Annotated in this window: 18 protein-coding genes; 10 read left to right on the top strand and 8 right to left on the bottom strand. The window is 71.4% G+C overall.

Annotation, left to right across the window (positions count from 1 at the left end):
• From ACWD5D_RS28470 to ptsP, 3 genes are all read left to right on the top strand, one after another.
• Positions 1-260, top strand: a 260-nt coding sequence (locus ACWD5D_RS28470; protein WP_451375605.1) for a hypothetical protein, incomplete at its 5' end; no start/stop codon positions are given.
• A gap of 251 nt (positions 261-511) precedes the next feature.
• Positions 512-961: a PTS sugar transporter subunit IIA gene (locus ACWD5D_RS28465; protein WP_451375604.1), complete on the top strand. Its 450-nt coding sequence runs from the start codon at positions 512-514 to the stop codon at positions 959-961.
• A 77-nt stretch (positions 962-1038) separates the two neighbouring features.
• Complete coding sequence (gene ptsP, locus ACWD5D_RS28460; protein ID WP_451375603.1) at positions 1039-2709, top strand: phosphoenolpyruvate--protein phosphotransferase; 1671 nt, start codon at positions 1039-1041, stop codon at positions 2707-2709.
• Positions 2710-2799: 90 nt separating this feature from the next.
• Here the strand turns inward: ptsP and ACWD5D_RS28455 are convergent, their stop codons facing one another.
• Together ACWD5D_RS28455 and ACWD5D_RS28450 are read right to left on the bottom strand one after the other, a co-directional pair.
• Entirely contained in the window at positions 2800-3693 is an 894-nt protein-coding gene (locus ACWD5D_RS28455; protein WP_451375602.1) for a hypothetical protein, read from the bottom strand.
• A gap of 405 nt (positions 3694-4098) precedes the next feature.
• Positions 4099-6066, bottom strand: a complete 1968-nt coding sequence (locus ACWD5D_RS28450) for an acetoacetate--CoA ligase (protein ID WP_451375601.1) — start codon at positions 6064-6066, stop codon at positions 4099-4101.
• A gap of 213 nt (positions 6067-6279) precedes the next feature.
• On the opposite strand from ACWD5D_RS28450, the gene ACWD5D_RS28445 reads away from it, so the two are divergent.
• A complete protein-coding gene (locus ACWD5D_RS28445) occupies positions 6280-8640 on the top strand; it encodes a glycoside hydrolase family 31 protein (RefSeq protein ID WP_451375600.1) in 2361 nt (786 codons plus the stop codon).
• A 10-nt stretch (positions 8641-8650) separates the two neighbouring features.
• Here ACWD5D_RS28445 and ACWD5D_RS28440 read toward each other — a convergent pair whose 3' ends face one another.
• Positions 8651-9184 (bottom strand): NUDIX domain-containing protein, encoded by a 534-nt coding sequence (locus tag ACWD5D_RS28440; RefSeq protein WP_451375599.1) that lies wholly within the window; start codon positions 9182-9184, stop codon positions 8651-8653.
• A 222-nt stretch (positions 9185-9406) separates the two neighbouring features.
• On the opposite strand from ACWD5D_RS28440, the gene ACWD5D_RS28435 reads away from it, so the two are divergent.
• From ACWD5D_RS28435 to glpK, 5 genes are all read left to right on the top strand, one after another.
• Complete coding sequence (locus ACWD5D_RS28435; RefSeq protein ID WP_451375598.1) at positions 9407-9823, top strand: Zn-ribbon domain-containing OB-fold protein; 417 nt, start codon at positions 9407-9409, stop codon at positions 9821-9823.
• Between the two features lie 26 nt (positions 9824-9849).
• Positions 9850-11040: a lipid-transfer protein gene (locus ACWD5D_RS28430; RefSeq protein ID WP_451375597.1), complete on the top strand. Its 1191-nt coding sequence runs from the start codon at positions 9850-9852 to the stop codon at positions 11038-11040.
• A 133-nt stretch (positions 11041-11173) separates the two neighbouring features.
• Positions 11174-12823 carry an EAL domain-containing protein gene (locus tag ACWD5D_RS28425; RefSeq protein WP_451375596.1) on the top strand — a complete coding sequence of 550 codons (1650 nt, stop codon included), beginning with the start codon at positions 11174-11176 and terminating at the stop codon, positions 12821-12823.
• Positions 12824-13185: 362 nt separating this feature from the next.
• Positions 13186-13929: an MIP/aquaporin family protein gene (locus tag ACWD5D_RS28420; protein ID WP_451375595.1), complete on the top strand. Its 744-nt coding sequence runs from the start codon at positions 13186-13188 to the stop codon at positions 13927-13929.
• A 34-nt stretch (positions 13930-13963) separates the two neighbouring features.
• Positions 13964-15484: a glycerol kinase GlpK gene (glpK, locus tag ACWD5D_RS28415; RefSeq protein WP_451375594.1), complete on the top strand. Its 1521-nt coding sequence runs from the start codon at positions 13964-13966 to the stop codon at positions 15482-15484.
• Between the two features lie 107 nt (positions 15485-15591).
• Here the strand turns inward: glpK and ACWD5D_RS28410 are convergent, their stop codons facing one another.
• The 5 genes from ACWD5D_RS28410 to ACWD5D_RS28390 are packed head-to-tail and all read right to left on the bottom strand — an operon-like array spanning position 15592 to position 23538.
• Complete coding sequence (locus ACWD5D_RS28410; protein ID WP_451375593.1) at positions 15592-16203, bottom strand: GTP-binding protein; 612 nt, start codon at positions 16201-16203, stop codon at positions 15592-15594.
• Positions 16184-19822 carry a hydantoinase B/oxoprolinase family protein gene (locus ACWD5D_RS28405; RefSeq protein ID WP_451375592.1) on the bottom strand — a complete coding sequence of 1213 codons (3639 nt, stop codon included), beginning with the start codon at positions 19820-19822 and terminating at the stop codon, positions 16184-16186. The genes ACWD5D_RS28410 and ACWD5D_RS28405 overlap by 20 nt, the downstream gene beginning before the upstream one ends.
• A gap of 24 nt (positions 19823-19846) precedes the next feature.
• Positions 19847-20242, bottom strand: coding sequence for a DUF742 domain-containing protein (locus ACWD5D_RS28400; RefSeq protein ID WP_451375591.1), 396 nt, complete (start codon positions 20240-20242; stop codon positions 19847-19849).
• A 9-nt stretch (positions 20243-20251) separates the two neighbouring features.
• Entirely contained in the window at positions 20252-20686 is a 435-nt protein-coding gene (locus tag ACWD5D_RS28395) for a roadblock/LC7 domain-containing protein (RefSeq protein ID WP_451375590.1), read from the bottom strand.
• Positions 20683-23538 (bottom strand): nitrate- and nitrite sensing domain-containing protein, encoded by a 2856-nt coding sequence (locus ACWD5D_RS28390; RefSeq protein WP_451375589.1) that lies wholly within the window; start codon positions 23536-23538, stop codon positions 20683-20685. The genes ACWD5D_RS28395 and ACWD5D_RS28390 overlap by 4 nt, the downstream gene beginning before the upstream one ends.
• 418 nt (positions 23539-23956) lie before the next feature.
• Between ACWD5D_RS28390 and ACWD5D_RS28385 the strand changes: the two genes are divergently transcribed.
• Entirely contained in the window at positions 23957-24454 is a 498-nt protein-coding gene (locus ACWD5D_RS28385; protein ID WP_451375588.1) for a hypothetical protein, read from the top strand.
• Positions 24455-24528: the final 74 nt, after the last annotated feature.

Here is a 24528-nt window from a genome sequence, read left to right as displayed (position 1 = left end):
TATCAACATATCTGGCGTTGATTTTTGGCACGCTGTTGAGTTCTCAAGGAACGGTCGCTTCCTTTGTACTCACCCTCTCGGGCTTTCCTCCGGGCGCTTCCCTTCGATCTTGCGTTTCCGACTCTATCAGACCTTTTCTCGATCCGATTTCCTCGGCGCTTTCCAGGTTTTCGCTCTCGCGTTTCCCTTTCCGGCGGTCCCAAATCTATCAGGCTTTTTCCGTCTCTCTGACCACCATCCTGCGGACATGCAGAAGGTGACCCCGAGATAGGATCCGATAACTTTGGGTGCTGTTGAGGGAGCACACTTTCGCGCCGCTCGCCCTCAGCAGGAGTACGACTGTACACGCGGGCTTGGAGCACGTGCAAATCGACGAGGCTGGTGGTCTAGACCACCAGCTGGTAGCTTCCATACGGAACCGCCACTTCATCTGTCATACGCTGCTGCTCAGTACGCCGTCGGGACAGGTAGTGACAGCCCATATGCAGCTCCACTCCTTGGGAGGCTTCCCATGACCACCGTGACGTCCCCTCTTGCCGGACGTGCCATCGGACTGGCCGCCGTGCCGGATCCGGTCTTCTCCGGGGCCATGGTCGGCCCGGGCACCGCGATCGATCCCGCGCGTGAGCGTTCCGAGGCCGTGGCGCCCGTGGACGGTGTCATCGTTTCCCTGCACCCGCACGCCTTCGTCGTGGTCGACGCGAGCGGTCACGGCGTGCTGGTCCACCTCGGTATCGACACCGTCCAGCTCAACGGTGAGGGCTTCGAGCTGCTCGTCAACAAGGGCGACACCGTGGTGCGTGGTCAGAGCATCGTCCGCTGGGACCCCGCCGCGGTGGAGGCCGCGGGCAAGTCGCCGGTGTGCCCGATCGTGGCGCTCGAGGCCACGGCCGAGTCCCTCTCCTCCGTCGTCGACAGCGGTGACGTGAAGACGGGCGACAGCCTCTTCTCCTGGAACTGATCGCCGTGCCGTCGTACGACGGCATACAGGACAACCACGCGGCGGCGGGACCCGCCGCACTATCGGAGACGGGTGAGATGGAGACAACGCTGCGAGGCGTCGGCGTGAGCCACGGTGTGGCGATCGGCGAGGTCAGGCACATGGGGACGGCGGTGCTCGAGCCGCCGGCCAAACAGATCCCGGCCGAGGACGCGGAGCGCGAGCAGGGGCGGGCTCGCCAGGCTGTGGACGCGGTGGCTGCCGATCTGATGGCGCGGGGCAATCTGGCGGGCGGCGAGGCACAGGCCGTGCTCGAGGCACAGGCCTTGATGGCCCAGGATCCCGAGCTGATGGCTGACGTGGATCGGCGGGTCGCCGTCGGCAGCACGGCCGAGCGCGCCGTGTACGACGCGTTCGCGTCCTACCGCGAGCTGCTGGCCGCCGCCGGTGAGTACCTCGCCGGCCGCGTGGCGGACCTCGATGACGTGCGGAACCGAATCGTCGCCCGGCTGCTCGGGGTCCCGATGCCGGGTGTCCCGGACAGTGACCAGCCCTATGTGCTCGTCGCCCGTGACCTGGCCCCGGCCGACACCGCACTGCTGGACCCGACGCTGGTGCTCGGTTTCGTGACCGAGGAGGGTGGGCCGACCAGTCACAGCGCGATCCTGGCGCGTGCGCTGGGCGTACCCGCCGTCGTGGCACTGCCGGGTGCCGGTGAGCTGGCCGAGGGCACGGTGATCGCCGTCGACGGCAGCACAGGTGACATCTTCGTCAACCCGAGCGAGGAGCGGAAGGCGCAGCTGGAGGCCGCGGCTGCCGAGCGCAAGGCTGCTCTGGCCGCGTCGACGGGTCCGGGTGCCACGGCCGACGGGCACAAGGTGCCGCTGCTGGCCAACGTGGGCGGTCCGGCGGACGTGCCGGCGGCCGTGGAGGCCGGGGCCGAGGGCGTCGGTCTGTTCCGGACCGAGTTCCTGTTCCTGGACGACAGCGAGAACGCGCCGTCCGAGGAGAAGCAGGTCTCGGCGTACCGGCAGGTGCTGGAGGCCTTCCCCGAGGGTCGTGTCGTGGTCCGTGTGCTGGACGCGGGTGCGGACAAACCGCTGGAGTTCCTGACGCCGGCGGACGAGCCGAACCCGGCGCTCGGTGTGCGAGGTCTGCGGACCCTGCTGGACCACCCGGAGGTGCTGCGGACGCAGCTGACCGCGCTGGCGAAGGCCGCCGAGGGGCTGCCCGTCTATCTCGAGGTCATGGCGCCCATGGTGGCGGACCGTACGGACGCCAAGGCGTTTGCGGACGCCTGCAGGGAGGCCGGGCTGCGGGCGAAGTTCGGCGCGATGGTGGAGATTCCGTCGGCCGCGCTGCGGGCGCGTTCGATCCTGCAGGAGGTCGAGTTCGTGTCTCTGGGCACGAACGACCTCGCGCAGTACACGTTCGCCGCGGACCGGCAGGTGGGTGCGGTCTCGCGGCTCCAGGACCCGTGGCAGCCCGCGCTGCTCGACCTGGTCGCGATGTCCGCGGAGGCGGCCAAAGCCGAGGGCAAGAGCTGTGGCGTGTGCGGTGAGGCCGCGTCCGACCCGTTGCTTGCCTGCGTGCTGACGGGTCTGGGGGTCACCTCCCTGTCCATGGGTGCGGCGTCGATTCCCTATGTCCGGGCGACTCTGGCGAAGTACACGCTCGCGCAGTGCGAGCGGGCGGCGTCGGCGGCGCGTGCGGTGGACAGCGCCGAGGAGGCGCGGGTCGCGGCGCAGGCGGTGCTCTCCGGCGAGTAGGCGCGTCGCACGGTTCGTTGCGCACGCACGGTCGTACCGGTGGTCGGCTTCAGGGGCGCCCCGCCTTCGGGTGGGGCGCCCCTCGCGTGTTCAGTGGCCGTGTCCGGGCTTCTTGCTCTCCTCTCCGAGGTCGGGGGGTGCGCAATAGTCGACGCCGGACTCGGGTGAGACGAGGTCACCGGTTTCTGCGTCGGTGCAGTAGGCGTCGAAGACCTCGGAGGCGGTGAGCGGTTCGAGTTCGCCGGCGCGCAGTCGCCAGCCCTGGACGCGGTCGGGGACGTCGGGGGCGCTGGTGCGCATGACGAGTCCGCCCGGGCTGTGGGTGGCCAGGCCGAGGGCGAGGACGCTGGTGAATTCGAGTGCTTCGGCCTCGTCCAGTTCGGCGGTGGCGTCGCTGCCCGCGTCCGCGTGGAGGACGGAGACGAGGATTTCGGGTGATCCGGAGACGCTGCAGACGAGGTGGCGGTCGCCGGGTGGTGCGGTGTCGAGGATGCGGGCCAGGAGGTCGGCCGCGCGGATGAAGGCCGCCCGGCCGATGTCCTCGCCGCAGGTGGGGCAGGGTCCGAGGTGGGTCAGGAGGGTGGTCGCGTACTCCCAGGTGGCCTGTCGTACGGCTTCGTCGACGAGGGCAGGCAGGAGTGCGGTGAGCGGGGCACCGTCGTAGGGGATGGTGGGGCCGGTGGCCGCGAGTTCCGCGGTGAAGCGGCTGCGGGTGCCCGGTGCTTCCGGGTCGAGGCCGGTGTCCGCGCAGAACTCGGCGAACTCCTCGGGGTCGAAGAGCGCGAGTGTGGTGTGGCTGCCCTGCGCGGCGCGCGTTTTGAGGACGGTCTCCACCTGCCGGAGGTAGGTCGCGTGGTCGTCGAAGGTGAAGCTGCTGTAGCGCCGCATCGCGCGGAAGTCGTGCTCGTCGGTGAGCAGGCCGACAGTGCCGGCGATCTCGCGGTGCAGGACGCGTCGCATGGTCTGCTGGTCGGTGTGCGCCATGTTTCCCCCTTGTGCACGGTCGATCAATGCTCACTCACCGTAACCGGCAGCACTGACAACGGGGTCCGGCGAAGTCGGTCGTGGACCAGCTGGTGCTGGATTTCGCAGGTCAGGGCGATGGTGGCGCCGAACACGGTGACCGGCGCGGGACTTGCCCGCCGGGTGCACGTGTGGACGCTCAGCAAGTTTCAGGGGACGGGCCTGCGGTGGGCGGCGGCCGCGTGGTCGTACGGCTGGTGGGGGGGGTGGCCTGGGCCTGGTTCCGGCTGGACTCCGGACCCTTGGTCCGTATCTCCACGTCTCCACGGCAGGGCTGCGGCCGGCCGAGGCCGTGCGCGGCCTCGGACTTCGCCGTCTTGCCGGGCGAGTCCGAGGCCACCTGTCGGAGGGTGAGGCCCTCGGGCGTCAGGCGCGCTTGCGGGCGAGTTCCTCGAAGAAGCCGATGAGGTCGAGGTTGTCGATGGAACCGGGATTGACCGCCTTCTCCAACGGGGTGCCCTGCAGAAGGCGCTTGACCGGCACCTCGATGCGCTTGCCGGTGAGGGTGTGCGGGACGCCGGGGACCTCGATGATCTCGTCGGGCAGGTGACGGGGCGAGAGCTGCTCGCGGATGGTCCGCTTGATGCGGTCCACGAGCGCGTCGTCGAGGGCGGCACCCGCTACCAGGTGGACGAACAGCGGCATCCAGTAGCCCCCGTCCGGCTGCTCGATGCCGACGACCAGGGACTCCTTGATCTCGGGCAGGCGCTCGACCACCTCGTAGATGTCTGCCGACCCCATGCGTACGCCCTGCCGGTTGAGGGTGGAGTCCGAACGTCCGTGGATGATCACGGACCCCCGCGAGGTGAGGGTGATCCAGTCGCCGTGGCGCCACACTCCGGGGTAGGTGTCGAAGTAACTGTCGTGGTAGCGGCTGCCGTCGGGGTCGTTCCAGAAGCGGATCGGCATCGACGGCATGGGGTTGGTGACGACCAGCTCACCCACCTCGTCGACCAGGGGCTTGCCGCTCGGGTCCCAGGACTGCAGGTCGGTGCCGAGGCCGGGCGCCTGGAGTTCGCCGGTGTACACCGGCAGGGTCGGCACGGCTCCCGCGAAGCAGGAGCAGACGTCGGTGCCGCCGCTGACGGAGGCGATCCACAGGTCCTCGCGGACCTCGTCGTGCAGCCATCGGAACCCGTCGGGGGGAAGCGGCGAGCCGGTGGTGGCCACGCACTGGACCTTCGAGAGGTCGAAGTCGCGGGAGGGGTGCACACCGGCCTTGCGGCAGGCCATGACGTAGGCGGCCGAGGTGCCGTAGAGGGTGGTTCCGGTGCGTTCGGCGACCCGCCACTGGGCCCCGGTGTCGGGGTAGCCGGGGCTGCCGTCGTACAGGACGATCGTCGTGCCCGTGAGCAGACCGGAGACGAGGAAGTTCCACATCATCCAGCCGGTCGACGTGTACCAGAAAAAACGATCCTCGGGGCCGAGGTCGCAGTGCAGGCCGAGCTGCTTGAGGTGCTCGACGAGGATGCCGCCCTGGGACTGGACGATGGCCTTGGGCAGGCCGGTCGTACCGGAGGAGTACAGCACCCACAGCGGGTGGTCGAAGGGCACCTGCTCGAAGACGGGCTCCGTGTCCGCGGCCGTCAGGGCCGACCATTCGAGGGCGCCCTGGGGTGCCTCGGTGCCCAACTGCGGGATGTGGACGACGGCGCGCAGCGTCGGCAGCTCGCGGCGCAGCTCGGCGACGATCTCCCGGCGGTCGTGCTCCTTGCCGCCGTACCGGTAGCCGTCCACGGTGAACAGGACGACGGGTTCGACCTGCTGGAAGCGGTCGAGGACGCTCCGGGCACCGAAGTCGGGGGCACAGGAGGTCCACACGGCGCCCACGGCGGCGGTGGCGAGGAGGGCGACGACGGCCTCGGGGATGTTCGGGAGATAGCCGCTGACGCGGTCGCCGGGGCGTACGCCGAGGGCGCGCAGTTCGGCGGCCAGGGAGCCCACCTGACGGCGCAGCTCGGTCCAGGTCACCGGGCGCGGCTCATGGGTCTCGTCGACGTACAGGAGGGCCGGTTCGTCCGGTCGGTCGGCGACGGCGCGCAGGGCGTGCTCGGCGTAGTTGAGGGCGGCTTCGGGGAACCACTGAGCGCCGGGCATCGACCGGTCACCGAGCACGTGTGCGTACGGCGTCGAGAAGCGGACGTCGAACCACTCCGTGACGGCCTTCCAGAAGGTGTCCAGCTCGTCGACGGACCACCGGTGCAGGGCCGGGTAGCCACCCTCGGCGGGGGCGCCGTGGCGCTCGGCGGCCCATGCCTGGAACCGGGTGATGCGGGCCTGGGCGATACGCTCGGGATCGGGCTGCCAGAGCGGCTGGGGGTTCGCGGTCGACATGGGGCGGCTCCCGGCTGTGCGCGTCGTGGGCGTCGGTCCGCGCACGGGCTGGGGTGTGCGCGTGACGCGGCTGACACGGACGATGCCATGTGATCGACTTCTACACCAGGGCGCGCCCCACATAATCCGTGTCGTGAAGATGTGGTCCCGGCACGGGTGAACGGCAGTTGAACGGCACGCGCGCGTGGAGCGCTCAGTGGCAGGGTGAGCAGTATGGACGGTCGTGACCTGATGGGTTCGATGGGTGGGGTCGGTTCGGGAAGGGCGGCTCAGGGGTTGCGTACCGTTCGCGCCGCGTGGCGCAGGAGGCGGATCGATGCCGCGGGGCTGCCGCCTCGAGGTGCCGAGCGCGCACGAGTCCCCGGTCAGGTACGGGAGACCGAGCCGGGTCCCGGGGGCGGCCTGATCCGATTCGACCGGTCCGAGCTGAAGATCATCGTCACGGTCAACGGGGCCGTCTTCTGGGGCTGGGACGGAGCGGATCCCGAGCCCTCGTACGCGCTGGCCGGCGCCTGTCCCGAGCCGGATCCGCGGGCGATCCTGGAGCCCGACAAGGACGGCGGCTGGCGGGTCGTGGCCGAGCGGGTGACGGTGGCCGTCTCCCAGCACGGCGCGGTGGAGGTGCGCACGCCCGGCGGGGTGATGCTGCGCCGGGACCTGCCGCCGCGTTGGTGGGAGCCGGTGGGCGGGGGTACGGCGCGATGGATGCAGCGGTCCGAGGTGGCGGCGGACGCCCGGTTCTTCGGGCTCGGCGGGCGCGCGTCCGGGCCCCGGCTGCGGGACGGCAGGTACCGGCTGTGGAACACCGATCCGGGGCATGCGTTCGGCCCCGACGACGATCCGCTGTATCTGACCATGCCGGTGCAGCTGGTGGTGGCCGACGCCGCGACGCACCTGGTGTTCCACGACACCTCCTGGGACGGCACGGTGACCCTGCGGGAGGGCGAGGAGGGCGCCGGGTCCGGTCACGACCGGGCGGGGCTGTGCGAGGTGCGGATGGACGGCGGTCCGTTGCGCTGCTGGGTGATGGTGGGCACCCCCGCGCGCGTGCTGCACGCGTGGGCCTCGTTGACGGGAGCGCCCGCGCTGCCGCCGGCGTGGGCGCTGGGGCACCATCACGCGCGGTGGGGTTTCGGCAGCGAGCAGGAGGTCCGCCGGATCGTCGCGGGCTATCAGGAGCACGGTCTGCCGCTGGACGCCGTCCACCTGGACATCGACCACTACGACGACCATCAGGTGTTCACCGTCGACCAGGAGCGCTTCCCCAAGCTTCCGGTGCTCGCCGAGGAGTTGCGCCGGGACGGGGTTCGGCTGGTGTCGATCGTCGATCCGGCGGTGAAGGCGTCGCCGGGCAACGCGGTGTACGACAGCGGGTCGGCCGTGGACGCCTTCGTGCGGGACGCCTCCGGGCGGACCGTGCGCGGCGAGGTGTGGGCCGGCGAGTCGGTCTTCCCCGATTTCACGGACGCGCACGTGCGCGCGTGGTGGGGCGGGCTCTACGGGGAGCGGCTGGGGCAGGGCTTCGCGGGGTTCTGGCACGACATGAACGAGCCGACCTCGTTCAGCGCGTTCGGTGAGCGCACTCTGCCTCGCTCGGCCCGGCACGCCTTGGAGGGGCGCGGCGGCGACCATCGTGAGGCGCACAACCTGTACGCGCTCTGCATGGCCCGGGCGGGCTACGAGGGGCTGCGCGAGCTGTCCCCCGAGGAGCGTCCGTTCGTGTTCTCGCGGTCCGGCTGGGCGGGCATGCAGCGCTACGGAGGCACGTGGTCGGGGGACGTGGCGACGGGCTGGCCGGGGTTGCGGGCCTCGCTGTCACTGGTGCTGGGGCTCGGTCTGTGCGGGGTGCCGTACTCGGGTCCGGACGTGGGCGGTTTCGACGGGAGTCCGTCGCCGGAGCTGTATCTGCGGTGGTTCCAGCTCGGCGCCTACCTGCCGCTGTTCCGGACGCACGCGAGTGTGCGGGCCGGGCGCAGGGAGCCGTGGGAGTTCGGCCCGCAGGTACTGGAGCACGCGCGCGGGGCGCTGCTCGAGCGCCGGCGTCTGCTCCCGTACTTCGTCACGCTGGCCCATCTGGCCCGGCGGACCGGTGCTCCTTATGTGCGGCCGCTGTGGTGGGGGGCGCCGGAGGACCGCGCGCTACGCGACCGCGGGGACGCGTTCCTGCTCGGCGACAGTTTCCTCGTGGCACCGGTCCTGGACCCAGGGGCCGACCGGCGTGCGGTGCAGCTGCCTCGGGGCCGCTGGTACGACACGGTGACGGAGCAGGCTTACGAGGGTCCGGCGCAGGTGCTGGTGGACGCGCCGCTGTCGCGGATCCCGGTGCTCGCGCGCGCGGGTGCGGTCGTCCCGGTGCGGGGCGCGGACGGCGGGCTCGAGCTGGAGGTGTGGGCGCCCGCCCTGGGACGGACCGGGGGCGGGCTGGTGGTGCCGGACGCGGGCGACGGCTGGGACGAACCGGAGGTCGAACGCTACGTCGCCCGGCGGCAGGGCCGGCAGGTGGTGGTCACCCGGGAGGGGGAGAACGGCGCGGCCGAACCGTCCTACCCGGTGCGCGTCCGGGGCCTCGGCTGAGCGCCGGGGCTCAGTACCGGCCCTCGAACCACGCCCGCACCGCAACGGTGTGCAGCGGGAAGGCGAGTTCCTCGGGCCTGCGCAGCAGCTGCCAGCCCTCGGTCTCGTGGGTCGCGGCCGACACCGGCAGCCCTTCGACGGGGCGTTCCGGGAGGGCTCCGAACAGCAGCAGGTGCCCGTCCGGTGAGCTCATGGCGTCCACGAGCCGCACGTCGCGGGTGGCGGCGTCGATGCCCGTCTCCTCCTTGAGCTCACGGACGACGGCCTGCTTCCAGTCCTCCCGGTCGTCGATGAAGCCACCGGGCAGCGCGATGCCGCCGCGCGCGGGTTCGATGGTTCGGGTGATGACGACCAGGGCCGTGCCCTTGGTGTCGTACACGGGCTGCAGCGCGATCGCGACGGGCAGCGGATTGCGGTAGGCCACGGCTCCGCAGGACGGGCAGGTGCGCGGCCAGCCGGAGATGCCCTCTCCATAGGGCGCTCCGCAGCTCGAACAGTGGGAGTCAGGCGCGGAGTTGGCAATTGGGTGCTGAATTTCGGACACGCGCGGACTGTATCCGATCAGAGGAACGACGTCTTCCGCCAGTGCGGCGCCACGAGACGATCGTGATCCGGAGGGGCTGCCGGCCCCCCGTCGGCCCCGGCAGCCCCTCCCGTTACCACGACGCCAGGAGGCGCCGCCTGGTTCGCCGGTACGGCCTGCACATTTCCGGTGGCCCGTGGCAGACTTCTGACGCTCCGTCAGATATCTGTGTCGGGAGGAACGTTGTCACGCATTCGTACGCCGTCGGTCGTCGGGTGGTTCACCGGCGACGGGAACGCCTTCCGGCTTCTCGGCACCCGCTGCGCGTCCTGCGCCACGGTCTTCTTCCCGCGCGAGGACGTCCACTGCCGCAATCCCCGCTGCACGGGCGGCCGCCTGGAGGAGGTTCCGCTGTCGCACAGGGGCCGGATCTGGTCGTACACCGACAGTCGGTATCGCCCTCCGTCACCCTATGTGAGCAATCCGGAACTTCCGTGGGAACCGTACGCGTTGATCGCTGTGGAGCTGGAGGCCGAGCGGATCGTGGTGCTGGGGCAGGCAGCTCCCGGGGTCACCGTCGCCGATCTGGCGGTGGGCATGGAGGTGGAGGCCGTCTCCGGACTGCTCCACGAGGACGCGGAGACGACCTGGACGGTCTAGAACTGGCGGCCGACGGGAGTGCGGACATGACAGCGGACGTGGCGGTGCTCGGTGTGGGCATGCATCCATGGGGCAAGTGGGGACGCGGCTTCGTCGAGTACGGGACGGCGGCGGCCCGCGCGGCGCTCGCGGACGCCGGACTCGACTGGACGGAGATCGGTTCGATCGTCGGCGCGGACACGGTGCGTGGCGGATATCCGGGATACGTGTCGGGGGCCACGTTCGCCAAGGCCCTGGGCTGGCAGGGCGCCAGGGTCGCGAGTGTGTACGCGGCGTGCGCCTCCGGTGCGCAGGCCGTCGCGACCGCACGGGCGCAGATCCTCGCGGGGCTCGCCGACGTCGTGCTCGTGGTGGGGGCGGACGCCGCGCCCAAGGGGTTCTTCCGGCCCGCAGGCGGGGATCGCCCCGACGATCCGGACTGGCTGCGCTTCCGGCTGCTGGGCGCGACGAACCCCGCGTACTTCGGCCTGTACGCGCGCCGGAGAATGGCCGTGCACGGCGACACCCTGGAGGACTTCGCACGGGTCAAGGTGAAGAACGCCGCCCTGGGGGCGCTGAATCCGTACGCGCGCTACCGCAGGCGGGTCACGGCCGAGGACGTCGCGGCCTCGGCGGTGGTCGCCGATCCCCTGCGGCTGCTCGACATCTGCGCGACCTCCGACGGCGGCGCCGCGCTGGTGCTGTCGAGCCTGGACTTCGCGCGCCGGCACGGGGTGGCGCGGCCGGTGCGGATCCGGGCGGTGTCGACGGTGACGCCGCGCTTTCCGAACACGGTGCTGGATCTGCCGGACATCGCCACCGACTCCGCGGCCACCGTGGAGCCCCCGGACGAGACCTTCCGGACGTCCATCGCCCGCGCCGCCTACGAGGAGGCGGGGATCGGCCCCGAGGACCTGTCCCTGGCCGAGGTGTACGACCTGTCGACGGCGCTGGAACTGCAGTGGTACGAGGACCTTGGGCTGTGCGGCGAGGGCGAGGGCGCGAAGCTTCTGCGGGAGGGCGCGACAGCTCCCGGCGGCCGCATACCCGTCAACACCAGTGGCGGTCTGGCCTCCTTCGGTGAGGCCGTGCCGGCCCAGGCGATCGCTCAGGTCTGTGAGGTGACCTGGCAGTTGAGAGGTTCCGCGGGCGACCGGCAGGTGGCCGGGGCGAGCGTGGGGATCACGGCGAACCAGGGACTGTTCGGGCACGGATCGTCGGTCGTCGCGGTGCGGTGAGCGGGGCCCCGACGGGGGCGCTGCGACGAGCGGGACTCCTGGGGTTGTCCACGCTGTGTGACCACCTCGGAATCCTGCGTGAACGTCTTATGAACTGCCCCTGGGCGTACGCGCGTGGCGCCATCATGCTCCCGTGCGCTCCTGGACGGATACTCTCCGCTTCGCCTTCCAGCCGGTGGTCAATCTGACGACCGGCGCGATCGCCGCACTGGAGATACTCGCCCGCCCGGAGACCGGCGACATCCTGGCCGAAGCCCGCCGTGACCCCGAACTCGACGGAAAGCTGGCCGTGTTGGCGCTCCGTGCGGCGACGCGCAAGGAGACGCTGCTGCCCCTGCACCTGAACGTGTTCGCGGCCACGCTGGCCGACCTGGGCGGCCTCTCCCTGCTGCACGACGCCGTACGGGCAGCCGGCCGGATGCCGTGGGAGGTGACCCTCGACATCGTGCCGCCCTACACGCACGTGCCGCAGCGCGCGCTGCTCGAGGCGGTGCACACGCTGCGTGAGCAGGGGTTCCGGATCAGCGCGGACGGCATCGGCGACGGGGACGTACCCCTCAGGCTGCTCACCGACCTCTGTCCCGACCTGGTCAAGCTCGACGCCTCGCTGCTGTCCCGGCCGGCCGCGGTGCGGGCCATGCGGACGCTCTGCGAGCAACTGGGCGCCCTGGTGGCGGTGGAGGGCGTGGAGACCGAGCTGCAGTGCGACGCCGCGCTGTCGGCCGGAGCGCAGCTGGGGCAGGGCGAGCTGTTCGCGCCACCGGCCCGGATACCGGCGGCGGACGTATACGTTCCGCCCCGCTCCCCCGGTGCCGTGGCGATGCCCCGGTCCGGGCCGTCGGTCCGGGAGTTCGTCCGCCCCGCGGCCGTTCTTCCGGTGACCGTCTCGGCCGGGCACGTGCGGGCACTGCTGACCGGTTCCCCGGACATCTCCGGAGTGCTGCTGGTGGACCAGGCCGGGGCCCCCGTCCGGTCGGTGCACCGGTCGCGATTCCTGCTGTCGATGTCCGGCCGGTACGGACACGCCCTGTACGCGGACCGGCCGGCCTTCAAACTGGGCGACCCGCCGCGCACGGTCGGGGTCGACGCCACCGCCTGGGAAGTGCTGGACGTCGTGGCGATCGGTGGCCGTGACCGCACCTCGGACGACGTCGCAGTCGTCGACCGTCACGGCCGCTGCGTGGGTGTCGTACGGCTCGCGGACCTCGTGCGGGCGCTGGCCGAGACCCGGGTGGAGGAGGCGGCCGGGCTCAACCCGCTGACCAGGCTGCCCGGTTCGGACGCCATCACCGGCGAGGTGGACCGGCACATCGCCGACGGGCGGGCCTTCGCGCTGAGCTGGCTGGACATCGACCACTTCAAACAGGTCAACGACGGCTCCGGGTTCGCGGCGGGCGACGAGCTGATCCGCTCGGTGGGGCAGGCGCTCCAGGATGCCGTGGCGGGGCCCGCGCGCGTGGGCCACATCGGAGGGGACGACTTTCTGGTGCTGGCCGAGGAGGCGGCGCTCGATCCGCTGGTGGCCGCCGTGCTGGACGCGCCCTGGTCGGCGGACGGCCGTCCCGTCACGCTGTCCCTGGCCACCGTCGTGTGCGTGCCCGGCAGCGTGGCGGACCACCGGCAGGCGGCAGCGCACCTCGCTCCGCTGAAGAAGGCGGCCAAGGCACTCAGAGGGGCCAGCTGGGTCCTCGGGCGCGCGGGGCTGCCCGGGCACGAGATCCGGCGCGGTCCCGGTCCGGCACCCTCACAGGCCGGCTACGCGGCGGCCGAGCCGTTCGGCTGAACGTCTCTTCAGCGGAGGGACGTTGATCCCTCGCTCGCGGGTAGCGGCGGCCTGTTGCCGCCGGCTCGAGGCAACCGCTGTCATCGTTGCCGTCGGCGACCTTGACGGCCCCGGGGCGCCGGTGAAAACTTCCGGGTGTCAGCCGACATCGCCGTACATTCGCGGCGCATTCAGGCACGCGCCACGGGCCTTTCTCCTGCTCGACGGCCCGTTCTCCCAGGGCGATCCGGCTGCGACGGCACGCTCGTCACGGACGCCGGGCGGGACGCGGACACTCCCTGCCTTCGGCTGAAGTCGCCAAGGAACCGTTCCTGCACGGAGGGCCGGGGCCGATCGCCCCGGCCGGCGCCTAGGGAGCCGCCATGAGCAACGGAGACATATTCGTCGGCGAAGTCATCGGCACCGCGATCCTGATCCTGTTCGGTGCCGGTGTCTGCGCCGCCGTCACCCTCAGACATTCCAAGGCGCGCGCCTCGGGGTGGATCGTCATCGCGTTCGGCTGGGGATTCGGCGTGCTGGCGGGCGCGTACACCGCCGCTCCCCTCTCCGGTGGCCAGCTCAACCCCGCGGTCACCATCGGCATCGCCGTGGACACCGGGAAATGGGACAAGGTCTGGGTCTATCTGCTGGGGCAGATGGTCGGCGCCATGCTCGGCGCCGTCCTCGCCTATCTCGTGTATCTCGCCCAGTTCCAGGCCAACGTCCGCAAGGAGGGCGACGACGACACCGACGGACCGGTGCCGACCCTCGGCGTCTTCTCCACCATCCCGGAGATCCGGAACCCGGTCGCCAACCTCGTCACCGAGATCATCGCGACGATCGCGCTCGTCCTGCCGATCCTCGCCCTGGGGCTGACCAAGGGGCTCGGCGAGTCCGGCACCGCCGTGCTGGTCGTCTCGCTGCTGGTCGTCGGCATCGGCTGCTCCCTCGGCGGGCCCACCGGCTACGCCGTCAACCCTGCGCGTGACCTCGGCCCGCGCATCGTGCACACCTTCCTGCCGATCCCGAACAAGGGCACGTCCGACTGGGGTTACGCCTGGATCCCGGTCGCCGGCCCGCTGATCGGCGGGGCGCTCGCGGGCCTCGTCTACAACACGGCCTTCTGATCCAGCGACCCCACCCAGCGACCCAGGGACAGCCATGACGGACATCGCCGAGAAGTACGTCGCCGCCATCGACCAGGGCACCACGTCCAGCCGCTGCATCATCTTCGACCACGGCGGCGCGATCGTCGCCGTCGACCAGCGCGAGCACCGCCAGATCTTCCCCAAGCCGGGCTGGGTGGAGCACGACGCCACCGAGATCTGGTCCAAGGTGCAGGCCGTGGTGGCCGGCGCGCTCACCAAGGCCGGGCTGCGCGCCGACCAGCTCAGTGCCCTCGGCATCACCAACCAGCGGGAGACCACAGTCTTGTGGGACCGCGCCACGGGCAAGCCCGTCCACAACGCGATCGTCTGGCAGGACACCCGAACCGCCGCCCTCTGCCACGAACTGGGCGGCACCGACGGCCAGGACCGCTTCCGCGACCAGACCGGGCTACCTCTCGCCAGCTACTTCTCCGGGCCCAAGGCGGCCTGGCTGCTGGACAACGTGCCCGGTCTGCGCGAGCGCGCCGAACGCGGCGAGATCGCCTTCGGCACGATCGACTCCTGGCTGATCTGGAACCTCACCGGCGGCACGGACGGCGGCCGCCATGTCACCGACGTCACGAACGCCGGCCGCACCATGCTGATGAACCTCGACACCCTCCAGTGGGATCCCTCCATCCTCTCCGCGATGAACGTGCCCCCGGCGGTCCTGCCCGAGATCAGGTCCTCCGCCGAGGTGTACGGCACCGCCGTCGGCCAACTCGACGGTGTGCCCGTGGCCTCGGCGCTGGGCGACCAGCAGGCGGCTGTGTTCGGGCAGGCCTGCTACGACGTCGGCACCGCGAAGAACACCTACGGCACCGGCAGCTTCCTGCTGCTCAACACGGGCAACCGGCCGGTGCCGTCCAAGAACGGGCTGCTGACGACGATGGGCTACAAGATCGGCGACGACGCGCCGGTGTACTGCCTGGAGGGGTCCATAGCGATAACGGGCGCGCTGGTCCAGTGGTTCCGCGACCAGCTCGGGATCATCCGCAGCGCCGACGAGATCGAGACCCTGGCGGCGAGCGTCGAGGACAACGGCGGCGCCTACATCGTGCCCGCCTTCTCCGGTCTGTTCGCCCCGTACTGGCGCTCGGACGCGCGCGGGGTCGTCACCGGGCTCACCCGGTACGTGACCAAGGCCCACCTCGCGCGCGCGGTGCTGGAGGCCACGAGCTGGCAGACACGCGAGGTCGTGGACGCCATGTACCAGGACTCGGGCGTACGGATCACGACGCTGAAGGTCGACGGCGGCATGACCAAGAACAACCTGCTCATGCAGCACCAGGCGGACGTCCTCGGGGTGCCGGTGATCCGGCCCCGGGTGTCCGAGACCACCTGTCTGGGCGCCGCCTACGCGGCCGGCCTCGCGACGGGCGTGTGGAACGACCTCGACGAGCTGAAGTCCCACTGGCAGAAGGACGCGGAATGGACTCCGGCGATGGAGGCGTCGGTGCGCGACCGCGAGCACGGCAACTGGCGCAAGGCCGTGGAGAAGAGCTTCGGCTGGCTGGAGGAAGGCGTCGAGTAGCCGCGCGGGGCACGCGCGCGTGGGCCATCGGTGCGCCCGCGCGGGAGCCCGCCGAAGGACCACGGCCCGTACCCCGGTCGGCGAGGGTGCGGGCCGTGCCCGAGCCGTCAGGTGGTGACGGCGGCCGGACGGCGGTGGACGGCGGCGTACGCCATCGCGTGCTGGACGACGCCGACGAGGACGTCCTTGACCGACTCCCGCTCACGGGCGTCACACAGCACCACGGGCACGTCCTCGTCAAGGTCGAGGGCCCGGCGGACGTCCTCCTCCGGGTAACGGGCCGCTCCGTCGAAGCAGTTGACGCCGACGAGGAAAGGTATGGAACGCCGCTCGAAGTAGTCGACGGCGGCGAAGCAGTCCTCCAGGCGCCGCGTGTCGGCGAGGACCACGGCGCCGAGCGCGCCCTCGGACAGCTCGTCCCACATGAACCAGAACCGTTCCTGTCCGGGCGTGCCGAACAGGTAGAGCACCAGGTCCTCGCGCAGGGTGATGCGTCCGAAGTCCATGGCCACGGTGGTCGTGTGCTTGCCCTGCACACCGCTGGTGTCGTCGACCGGGCGCCCGGCCTCGGTCAGCGACTCCTCGGTGCGCAGCGGCTTGATCTCGCTGACCGCGCCGACGAGGGTCGTCTTGCCCACACCGAAGCCGCCGGCCACCAGGATCTTGAGCGTGACGGGCTCGACCGGGAGTTTGCCGCGCTCAGATCGCTCGAGGACCATCGATCTCTTCTCCTGCTTGACGGGAATCGGGCGACAGCCGGCCGTAGCCGCCGCCACCGGGGGTTTCGATGACCAGTACGTCGCCGGGGCCGACGTCCGCCGAACCGCTGCCGCCGAGTTCGGTGACCGTGCCGTCGGCCCGCTCCACCCGGTTGGCGCCCAGCGCGCCGGGCGCTCCGCCCGCCATCCCGTAGGGGGGCACGCGGCGGTGCTGGGAGAGTGTGGAGACGGTCATGGGTTCCAGGAAGCGGATGCGGCGCACGGCCCCGTTCCCGCCGCGCCGGCGTCCGGCGCCACCGCTGCCCGGCCGGACGGCGAACTCCTCGAGCCTGACGGGCAGCCGCCACTCCAGGACTTCGGGGTCGGTGAGCCGCGAGTTGGTCATGTGGGTCTGTACGACGTCGGCGCCGGGAAAGTCCTCGCCCGCTCCGGAACCTGAGGCCACGGTCTCGTAGTACTGGTGGCGGTCGTTGCCGAAGGTGACGTTGTTCATGGTCCCGGAGCCCTCGGCCTGGACGCCGAGCGCGGCGTAGAGGGCGCCGGTGATGGCCTGGGAGGTCTCGACGTTGCCCGCGACGACGGCGGCGGGCGGCTCGGGGGCGAGCATCGAGCCGGCCGGCACGACGATGTCCAGGGGGCGCAGGCAGCCGTCGTTGAGCGGGATGTCGTCGGCGACCAGGGTACGGAAGACGTACAGGACGGCCGCGTTGACGACGGCGAACGGGGCGTTGAAGTTGGTGCCGAGTTGTGCGGAGGTGCCGGTGAAGTCGATGGTGGCGCGGCGTGCGGCCCGGTCGACGCGCACGCGGACGCGGATGACCGCGCCCGAGTCCGTCTCGTAGGCGTACTCCCCGTCGTCCAGAGCGTCGATGACGCGGCGGACCGCCTCCTCGGCGTTGTCCTGCACGTGCCGCATGTAGGCCTGGACGACGTCGAGGCCGAACTCCCCGATCATGCGGCGGACTTCGTCGACGCCCTTGCGGTTGGCGGCGATCTGGGCGCGCAGGTCGGCGAGGTTGGTGCGGACGTTGCGGGAGGGGTAGGGGGCCTCTGTGAGGAGTCGGCGGGTCTCCTCCTCGCGGAAGCGGCCGTTCTGGGCGAGCAGCCAGTTGTCGAGGAGGACGCCCTCCTCGTCGATGGTGCGGCTGTGGGCCGGCATGGAACCCGGGGCGATCCCGCCGATCTCGGCGTGGTGGCCGCGCGAGGCGACGTAGAAGAGGATTTCGGTCTCACCCTCCGTGTCCGTCGCCGAGTCGGTGCCGAAGACCGGGGTGATCACCGTGACGTCCGGCAGGTGGGTGCCGCCGTGGTACGGGTCGTTGACGGCGTAGGTGTCCCCCGGTCGCATCGCGCTTCCGCGGCGGCGGATGACCTCTTTGACGCTGGTTCCCATGGAGCCCAGGTGGACGGGGATGTGGGGGGCGTTGGCCACCAGGTTTCCGTCGGGGTCGAACAGGGCGCAGGAGAAGTCCAGGCGCTCCTTGATGTTCACGGACTGGGCCGTGGACTCCAGCCGGGCGCCCATCTGTTCGGCGATGGACATGAAGAGGTTGTTGAAGACCTCGAGCAGAACGGGATCGACTTCTGTGCCGAGATCGGAACTCTCCGTGACCGTCGTGCGTTCCATGACCAGATGCCCGTCTTCGGTCGCCACGGCCCGCCAGCCGTCGTCGACGACGGTGGTGGCGCCGGCCTCGGTGATGACCGCGGGGCCGGTGACGCCGTCGCCGGGAGGAAGGTCCTCGCGGCGGCGCAGGGGCACGTCGCGCCAGGCGCCACCGGTGTGGAGGCGGACGGATTCGGGAGCGGCGGGATGGCCCTCGTAAGGGGCAAGGGCGGAGAGATCGGGCGGTGCGGTGATGCCGGTGGCTTCGACGGAGAGGGCTTCGACGACGATCGGACGGTCGAGGGTGAAGGAGTACGTGGCGCGATGACGTTCTTCGAAGGCGCGCTTCATGGTGTCGGGGTCGGTCAGCTCGACGGTGAGGGTGGTGTCGGTGCCGTCGTAGCGGAGCTGGGCGCGGCGGACGGCCTCGATGCGGTTCTCCGGGACGTCCTCGGCGAGGAGTTCGGCGCGGGCGGCGCCCTCCAGGTCGTCGGCCGTCTTGCGGACGCCGGGCATCGCGGAGGCCTCCAGGGGTGCCTCGACGGACTGCTCGCGCATCGCCGTGGTGTCGGCGAGGCCGATGCCGAGAGCGGAGAGGACACCGGCCATGGGAGGTACGAGGACGGTGCGGATGCCGAGCGAGTCGGCGACCCTGCACGCGTGCTGTCCGCCCGCCCCGCCGAAGGTGGTGAGGGCGTAGCGGGTGACGTCGTGGCCCTTCTGGACGGAGATCCGCTTGACGGCGTTGGCGATGTTGGCGACGGCGATCTGCAGGTATCCCTCGGCCACCTGTTCCGGGGTGCGGTCGTCACCGGTCCGCTCGCGGATCTCGCGCGCGAGGACGGTGAACCGGTCGTGGACGACATCGGCGTCCAGAGGCTGGTCGCCGTCGGGACCGAACACCGGTGGGAAGTGGGCGGGCTGGATCCGGCCGAGCATCACGTTGGCGTCGGTGACGGTGAGCGGGCCGCCCGCGCGGTAACAGGCGGGGCCGGGGTCGGCTCCGGCGGAGTCGGGGCCCACGCGGTAGCGGGAGCCGTCGAAGTGCAGGACGGAGCCGCCGCCCGCGGCGACGGTGTGGATGTCCAGCATGGGGGCGCGCAGCCGGACGCCCGCGATCCGGGCGGTGAAGACACGTTCGTACTCGCCTGCGAAGTGGGAGACGTCGGTGGAGGTGCCGCCCATGTCGAAGCCGATGACACGGTCGAAGCCGGCGCGCTGCGACATCCGGGCCATGCCGACGATTCCGCCGGCCGGACCGGACAGGATCGCGTCCTTGCCTCGGAACTGACCGGCCTCGGCGAGCCCGCCGTTGGACTGCATGAACATCAGCCGCACGTCCCGCAGCTCGTCGGCGACCTGCCGCACGTAGCGGCGCAGCACCGGCGACAGGTAGGCGTCGACGACGGCGGTGTCCCCGCGCGGTACGAGTTTCATCAGGGGGCTGACCTCGCTGGACAGCGAGATCTGCGGGAAGCCGATACGCGCGGCGAGATCGCCGATCGCACGTTCGTGGGCCGGGTGGAGGTGGCTGTGCAGACAGACCACGGCGACGGCGTGGATCCCGTCGTCGTAGGCCTGCCGGAGCGGGCCCGACAGCGCTTCCAGGTCGGGGGCACGCAGGACGGTGCCGTCGGCGGCGATGCGCTCGTCGGCCTCGACCACCCGTTCGTACAGCAGCTCGGGCAGTTCGATGCGGCGGGCGAAGATGTGCGGACGGTTCTGGTAGGCGATCCGCAGGGCGTCCCGGAAGCCGCGGGTGACCACCAGCAGCGTGCGCTCGCCCTTGCGTTCCAGCAGTGCGTTGGTGGCGACGGTGGTGCCCATGCGGACGGCGTCGACGGGCTCCCGGGAGGTCCCGAGGAGTTCGCGTACACCGGCGACGGCCGCGTCGGCGTAGCGCGCGGGATTGTCGGACAACAGCTTGTGCGTGAGCAGTCGGCCGTCCGGGCGACGCGCGACGATGTCGGTGAAGGTGCCGCCTCGGTCGACCCAGAACTGCCAGCCTGTCACGTCACTACTCCGCTTCTGCGCCGGTCACAGCGCCCGGAGGCCGTTGATCACGTCGCGCAGAATACTCTCGTCCGGCAGCTCGGCCGGGGGCACCGGGCGCGTCACATGGACGAGTTCGGCGTCCACGAGGTCGCCGACGAGGACGCGCACGACGCCTATGGGAAGGTCGAGTTCCGCGGCTATCTCGGCGACCGACTGGGGTGCCGTGCGGCAGAGCCCGACGATCTCCACGTGTTCCGGGGCGAGCGTCGGGTCCGCTTCCGGATCGCCCGCGCCGGGCTCCGTGACGACCACCGCGATCAGGTCGAGACGGTGCTGGTCGGGGCTCGTCGTCCGGCCGCGTGTCATGGCGTACGGACGGACGACCGGTCCGGCGTCGTCGTCGAACCAGTGGCTTGTTCCCTGACCGTCTACGCTCATGCCATCCCACTACCCGCCTGCGGGCAGTTCGGTGCGCGGAGCGGCACCCAGATGCACGCCGACCCGCTTGACCAGCAGCGTCATCTCGTAGGCGACCTGCCCGACGTCGGAGTCGGCGTCCGCGAGGACCGCAAGGCAGCTTCCGTCGCCGGCCGCGGTCACGAACAGGAAGGCGTCGTCGAGTTCGACGACGGTCTGCCGGACGGTGCCCGCGTCGAAGTGGCGGCCCACGCCCTTGGCCAGGCTGTGGAAGCCGGACGCGACGGCGGCGAGGTGCTCGGCGTCCTCCCGGGTCAGGTCCTTGGACACCCCCGTGGCCAGGCCGTCGCCGGAGAGCACGACGCTCTTGCGGATGCTGGCGACCCGGTCGACGAGGTCGTCGAGGAGCCAGTTCAGCTCGCCGTTGTTCGTGGTCGAGCGGTCGGTCGCCTTCGGTGCGGTCATCGACCGTCCCCCTTTGTCGTTCCTTGTGCTGAGCTGTCGCGGGCGTCGCCCGTGGCGTTCTCCTCACGGCCACGCTGCCAGCCACGCTGGAGCGACGCCATGCGGCTGCGGACCTCGTCGGCGTCGCGATCGGCCGGGCGGTCCGTGGGTTCGGCGCGTTGCTCGGGGCCCTGCTTCAGCTGCGGTGCCAGGCTGGCCTGTCGCACGCGCCGGGGCAGCGGGCCGGTACCGGATCCGGGCTGCGTGGGCGTGTCGCCGCCGGTGGGCGGGGTGCCGACGCCAGGGTCGCCTCCGGCGGCGACCGCCCGGGGCGGGGTCCGCCGGGGCAGGGCCGGGACCGGGGCGCTCTCGTCCGGGCCGGTCACGGGAGTCTGCGGGCGCTCGTCGGCGGCCGGCGGCCGCTCGTCGCCACGGCCGGTGCGGCCCGAGGCCCTGCGGACGGCGTCGCCGCGGCGGCGGGCCGGCAGCGGGGGCGGTCCGCCCGCGTCCGAGCGGTTCGAGGCGTCCTCGAGCGGCTCGTCCACGTCGCCACGCCGGGGCCGCTGGTCGGTGACGGGCTTGCCGTGCGAGCTGACCAGCTTGGGTGTCTGCCGCCTGGGCGGTGGTACGGCCCCCGGGAGCCGGTTGTCGGCCGCGCTGTCGTCGGCGCGCAGGGGGGCGGGCTGATGAAGCTGATCGGCGGGCCGGGCGGAGCGGTCGTCGGCGGAGGCGAGGGAGCGGCGGGGGCGGAACAGTCCGCCGCGTTCGCTGTCCTCGTCCGTCAGGGCGCCGGGGAAGTCGGCGAGGGCGTCGAGATCGACCGGCGCCTCCAGCTCGACCGGGCCGTCCAGCAGGGAGGTCGGTACCCCGGGGAGCTGCGCGGGTGCCTGCGAGCGGGCGACGCTGCGGCCGGACCGCTGCCCGGCGTGCTTCGGGGGCCGGTCCCGGTCGAGGCGGAAGCCGACGCCGTTGGTGTCCGGGTCGTCGTCGCTGAGCAGCGCGTCGGGGATGAAGACGACGGCGGTGGTGCCGCCGTAGGGGGACGGCTGAAGGGAGACCCGGGCCTTCTGCCGCTGTGCGAGACGGCTGACCACGAACAGGCCGAGCCGGTCGGTGTCGGAGAGTTCGAACTCGGGAGTCTCGGCGAGCCGGAGGTTGGCGTCCAGCAGTGCCTCGGCCGTCATGCCGAGACCGCGGTCGTGGATCTCCAGGGTGAAGCCGTTGGCGACCCGCTCGCCGAGGACCTGGACGGCGGTGTGCGGGGGCGAGAAGACCGTGGCGTTCTCCAGGAGCTCGGCCACGAGGTGGGTGAGGTCGGCAACGGCGGGACCGGTGACGGCGACCCGCGGCAGGCGCCGGACCTCGACGCGTTCGTAGTCCTCGACCTCGGCGACGGCGGCGCGTACGACGTCCATCAGCTGCACCGGGCGGCGCCACTGCCGCGACGGTGCAGCGCCGGAGAGGATCACCAGGCCCTCGGCGTGCCGGCGCATGCGGGTGGTGAGGTGGTCCAGGCGGAAGAGGTCGGCGAGTTCGTCGGTGTCCTCGGTCCGGCGTTCCATGGTGTCGAGCAGGGTGAGCTGCTTGTGCAGCAGCACCTGGCTGCGGCGGGCGAGGTTGACGAAGACCTCGGAGACACCGGCCCGGAGTTCGGCCTGCTTGACGGCGGCCTCGACGGCGGCGCGCTGGAGGGTGTTGAGGGCCTGGCCGACCTCGCCGATCTCGTTCTTGTCGTACTCCAGGCGGGGCGCCTCGGTCTCCACGTCGACCTGTTCGCCGGTGGAGAGGCGGCGCATCACGCTGGGCAGCCGGACACCGGAGGCCTCGTGTGCCTCCAGGCGCAGCTGCCGCAGGTCGCGGACGAGGCCGCGGCCGACGCGTACGGACAGGACGATGGAGACAAGGACGGCGGCGAGGCCGAGGAGGCCGGCGACGGCCGCCTGTGCGATGACGCTGACGGCCACGGGGCGCATGCGGTCCGTGAAGCGGTTGCCGGCCTGGTCGTCAAGGGTGCCGAGTTCGTCGAGGACGCCGGCCGCGGCGGAGTCCCAGCCCTTGGCGGTGACGCCGCGGGGGGTTCCGGAATCGGTGCTGATGACGCTCTGTTCGGCTGCGCGCAGCGGGGCCGTGGTGGCGTTCTTCCAGAAGCGTTCGTAGCGTTCGCGCTCCGCGGCGGGCAGCAGCGGGAGGCTGATGTCGTAAAGGAGGGTGCGCTGGGCGACGAGGTCGGAGATGTCCCGGGTCTCGTCTTGCGAGAGCCTGCCGACCACCAGCGCGGAGCCGAGCAGGGCGTCCTCGCGGGCGAGCAGTTCACGGGCGCGAGTGACGTTGACCAGGGCGCCGGACTGCTTGTCCATCTGGACGTCGTCGATGCTGTCGAGTGCCGCGAGCAGGGAGTAGCAGGGGTCGACGAGGCGGTTGTAGAGGTCGTAGGCCTGGGCACGCGTCACCGTGCGCTCCTCGACGCTGCGGCGCAGCGTGTCGAGGCCGTCGAAGGCGTCCAGAACCGTGGTGAGACGCTCGTTGTCGGCCGCGTCCAGGCCGTCGAGCACGTCGTGGTTCCGGGCGTTGGCGCGGATCTCGGCGATGGCGCGGTCGCTGGCGGTGCGGGTGCGGTGCAGTGCGGACAGGGCGTCGGCCGCGCGTGGGTCGGCGAGGTAGACGAGGGTCTGGCGGCGCTCCTGCTGCAGGACGCGGACGGTGTCCTCGGTGGGATAGCCGATGTTTTGGACGACGTCGGACACACTGAAGAGCTGGGCGACTTCACGCCCCGTGAGTACCGTGGCGAAGCCCCAGATGGCGGTCAGGAACACCAGCGGCACGAGAAGCAGCGCCACGATCTTCCGGCGGATCGACTTCCCGCGAAAGCGCATGGCCTCCCCCAGCTGGACCCCCGCCGGCCGGGGGTACACACGTCCGTCTGCAAACGGCGCGAGCCTACTACCGCCTCACAGTTAACTCGAAGACTTGTCCGGAGGTTGAACTTCCGCATCGGCGGAGGGGCATGGTGAGTTGTCCGGAGATTGCGGGAGATGGCCCCTACGGCATACGGGTGCGCGGAGACCCCGACCGAAGCGGTACGGACAGTCGGTTGGCCGGAATTTTTCGCAGGACGGGAATCTTCGGGGCGTGTCGTTCGTCCTTCTCCATGGGAATTGGGGGCGGAATCGGCCAGAGGTGCCGCTTCCGCGTCCCGGCCGCGTAAATGAGCGCAAGCCGGGCAGCCACTGGGGGTCGGTGTCTTCGGACGCCGGGGCGAGCGGTCTGCCGGCGGTGGGGAGTGACACAGTGATGGGCACGGCGGAGCGGCAGGAGCGAAGGGCTCCCGGGCATGGCATTCCGGCGAGTCGACGGGCCGGGGAGCGCGGGGCGCAGTCCGCCGGCGCGCGGACGTCGCCGTACCGGCCGCTGTGGGTCGAGGAGCCCACGCGGCGGCACCGGATGCCCGATCCGGTGCGCACGGCGGCGGTGCGGGCGGTGCTGATCGTCGCGGTGACAATGATCCAGGCCATGGTGGCGTTCCTGTGCACGCTGGCCGGGTCCTGGCTGGCGTTCCCGATGGTGCTCAGCAGCCTGGCCGGCACGATTGTGGCCACCTGGGCGGTGGTCGACGTGTGGGTGACCCGCCAGGTGTGGAACCAGCGGTACGGCGTGGTCTCCGAGCCGAGCAGCACGGCCCGGTCGCTCCGCCGGGAGCGCCGTGCCGCGCGGCGACGGGAGCGGGCCGCCCTGCGGGATCAGGAGCGGATACCCCAGCCCGGCGGCGCCGGGCAGCTGTCCCACTCCTGATCCTTGCCTCCGGACGGCCGGACGATCCCTGCCTCCGGGCCAGCCGGACGAAGCGTGCTTCCCCCGTACCGGTC

The organism is Streptomyces sp. NPDC002520 (genome assembly GCF_053595235.1).
This window is presented reverse-complemented; position numbering and strand designations above follow the sequence as displayed.

Bases quoted from the DNA above. Each gene is read 5' to 3' on its own strand.
- ACWD5D_RS28465 (WP_451375604.1), top strand. From the start codon at position 512: ATGACCACCGTGACGTCCCCTCTTGCCGGACGTGCCATCGGACTGGCC.
- ptsP (WP_451375603.1), top strand. From the start codon at position 1,039: ATGGAGACAACGCTGCGAGGCGTCGGCGTGAGCCACGGTGTGGCGATC.
- ACWD5D_RS28455 (WP_451375602.1), bottom strand. From the start codon at position 3,693: ATGGCGCACACCGACCAGCAGACCATGCGACGCGTCCTGCACCGCGAG.
- ACWD5D_RS28450 (WP_451375601.1), bottom strand. From the start codon at position 6,066: ATGTCGACCGCGAACCCCCAGCCGCTCTGGCAGCCCGATCCCGAGCGT.
- ACWD5D_RS28445 (WP_451375600.1), top strand. From the start codon at position 6,280: ATGGACGGTCGTGACCTGATGGGTTCGATGGGTGGGGTCGGTTCGGGA.
- ACWD5D_RS28430 (WP_451375597.1), top strand. From the start codon at position 9,850: ATGACAGCGGACGTGGCGGTGCTCGGTGTGGGCATGCATCCATGGGGC.
- ACWD5D_RS28420 (WP_451375595.1), top strand. From the start codon at position 13,186: ATGAGCAACGGAGACATATTCGTCGGCGAAGTCATCGGCACCGCGATC.
- glpK (WP_451375594.1), top strand. From the start codon at position 13,964: ATGACGGACATCGCCGAGAAGTACGTCGCCGCCATCGACCAGGGCACC.
- ACWD5D_RS28410 (WP_451375593.1), bottom strand. From the start codon at position 16,203: ATGGTCCTCGAGCGATCTGAGCGCGGCAAACTCCCGGTCGAGCCCGTC.
- ACWD5D_RS28400 (WP_451375591.1), bottom strand. From the start codon at position 20,242: ATGAGCGTAGACGGTCAGGGAACAAGCCACTGGTTCGACGACGACGCC.
- ACWD5D_RS28395 (WP_451375590.1), bottom strand. From the start codon at position 20,686: ATGACCGCACCGAAGGCGACCGACCGCTCGACCACGAACAACGGCGAG.
- ACWD5D_RS28390 (WP_451375589.1), bottom strand. From the start codon at position 23,538: ATGCGCTTTCGCGGGAAGTCGATCCGCCGGAAGATCGTGGCGCTGCTT.
- ACWD5D_RS28385 (WP_451375588.1), top strand. From the start codon at position 23,957: ATGGGCACGGCGGAGCGGCAGGAGCGAAGGGCTCCCGGGCATGGCATT.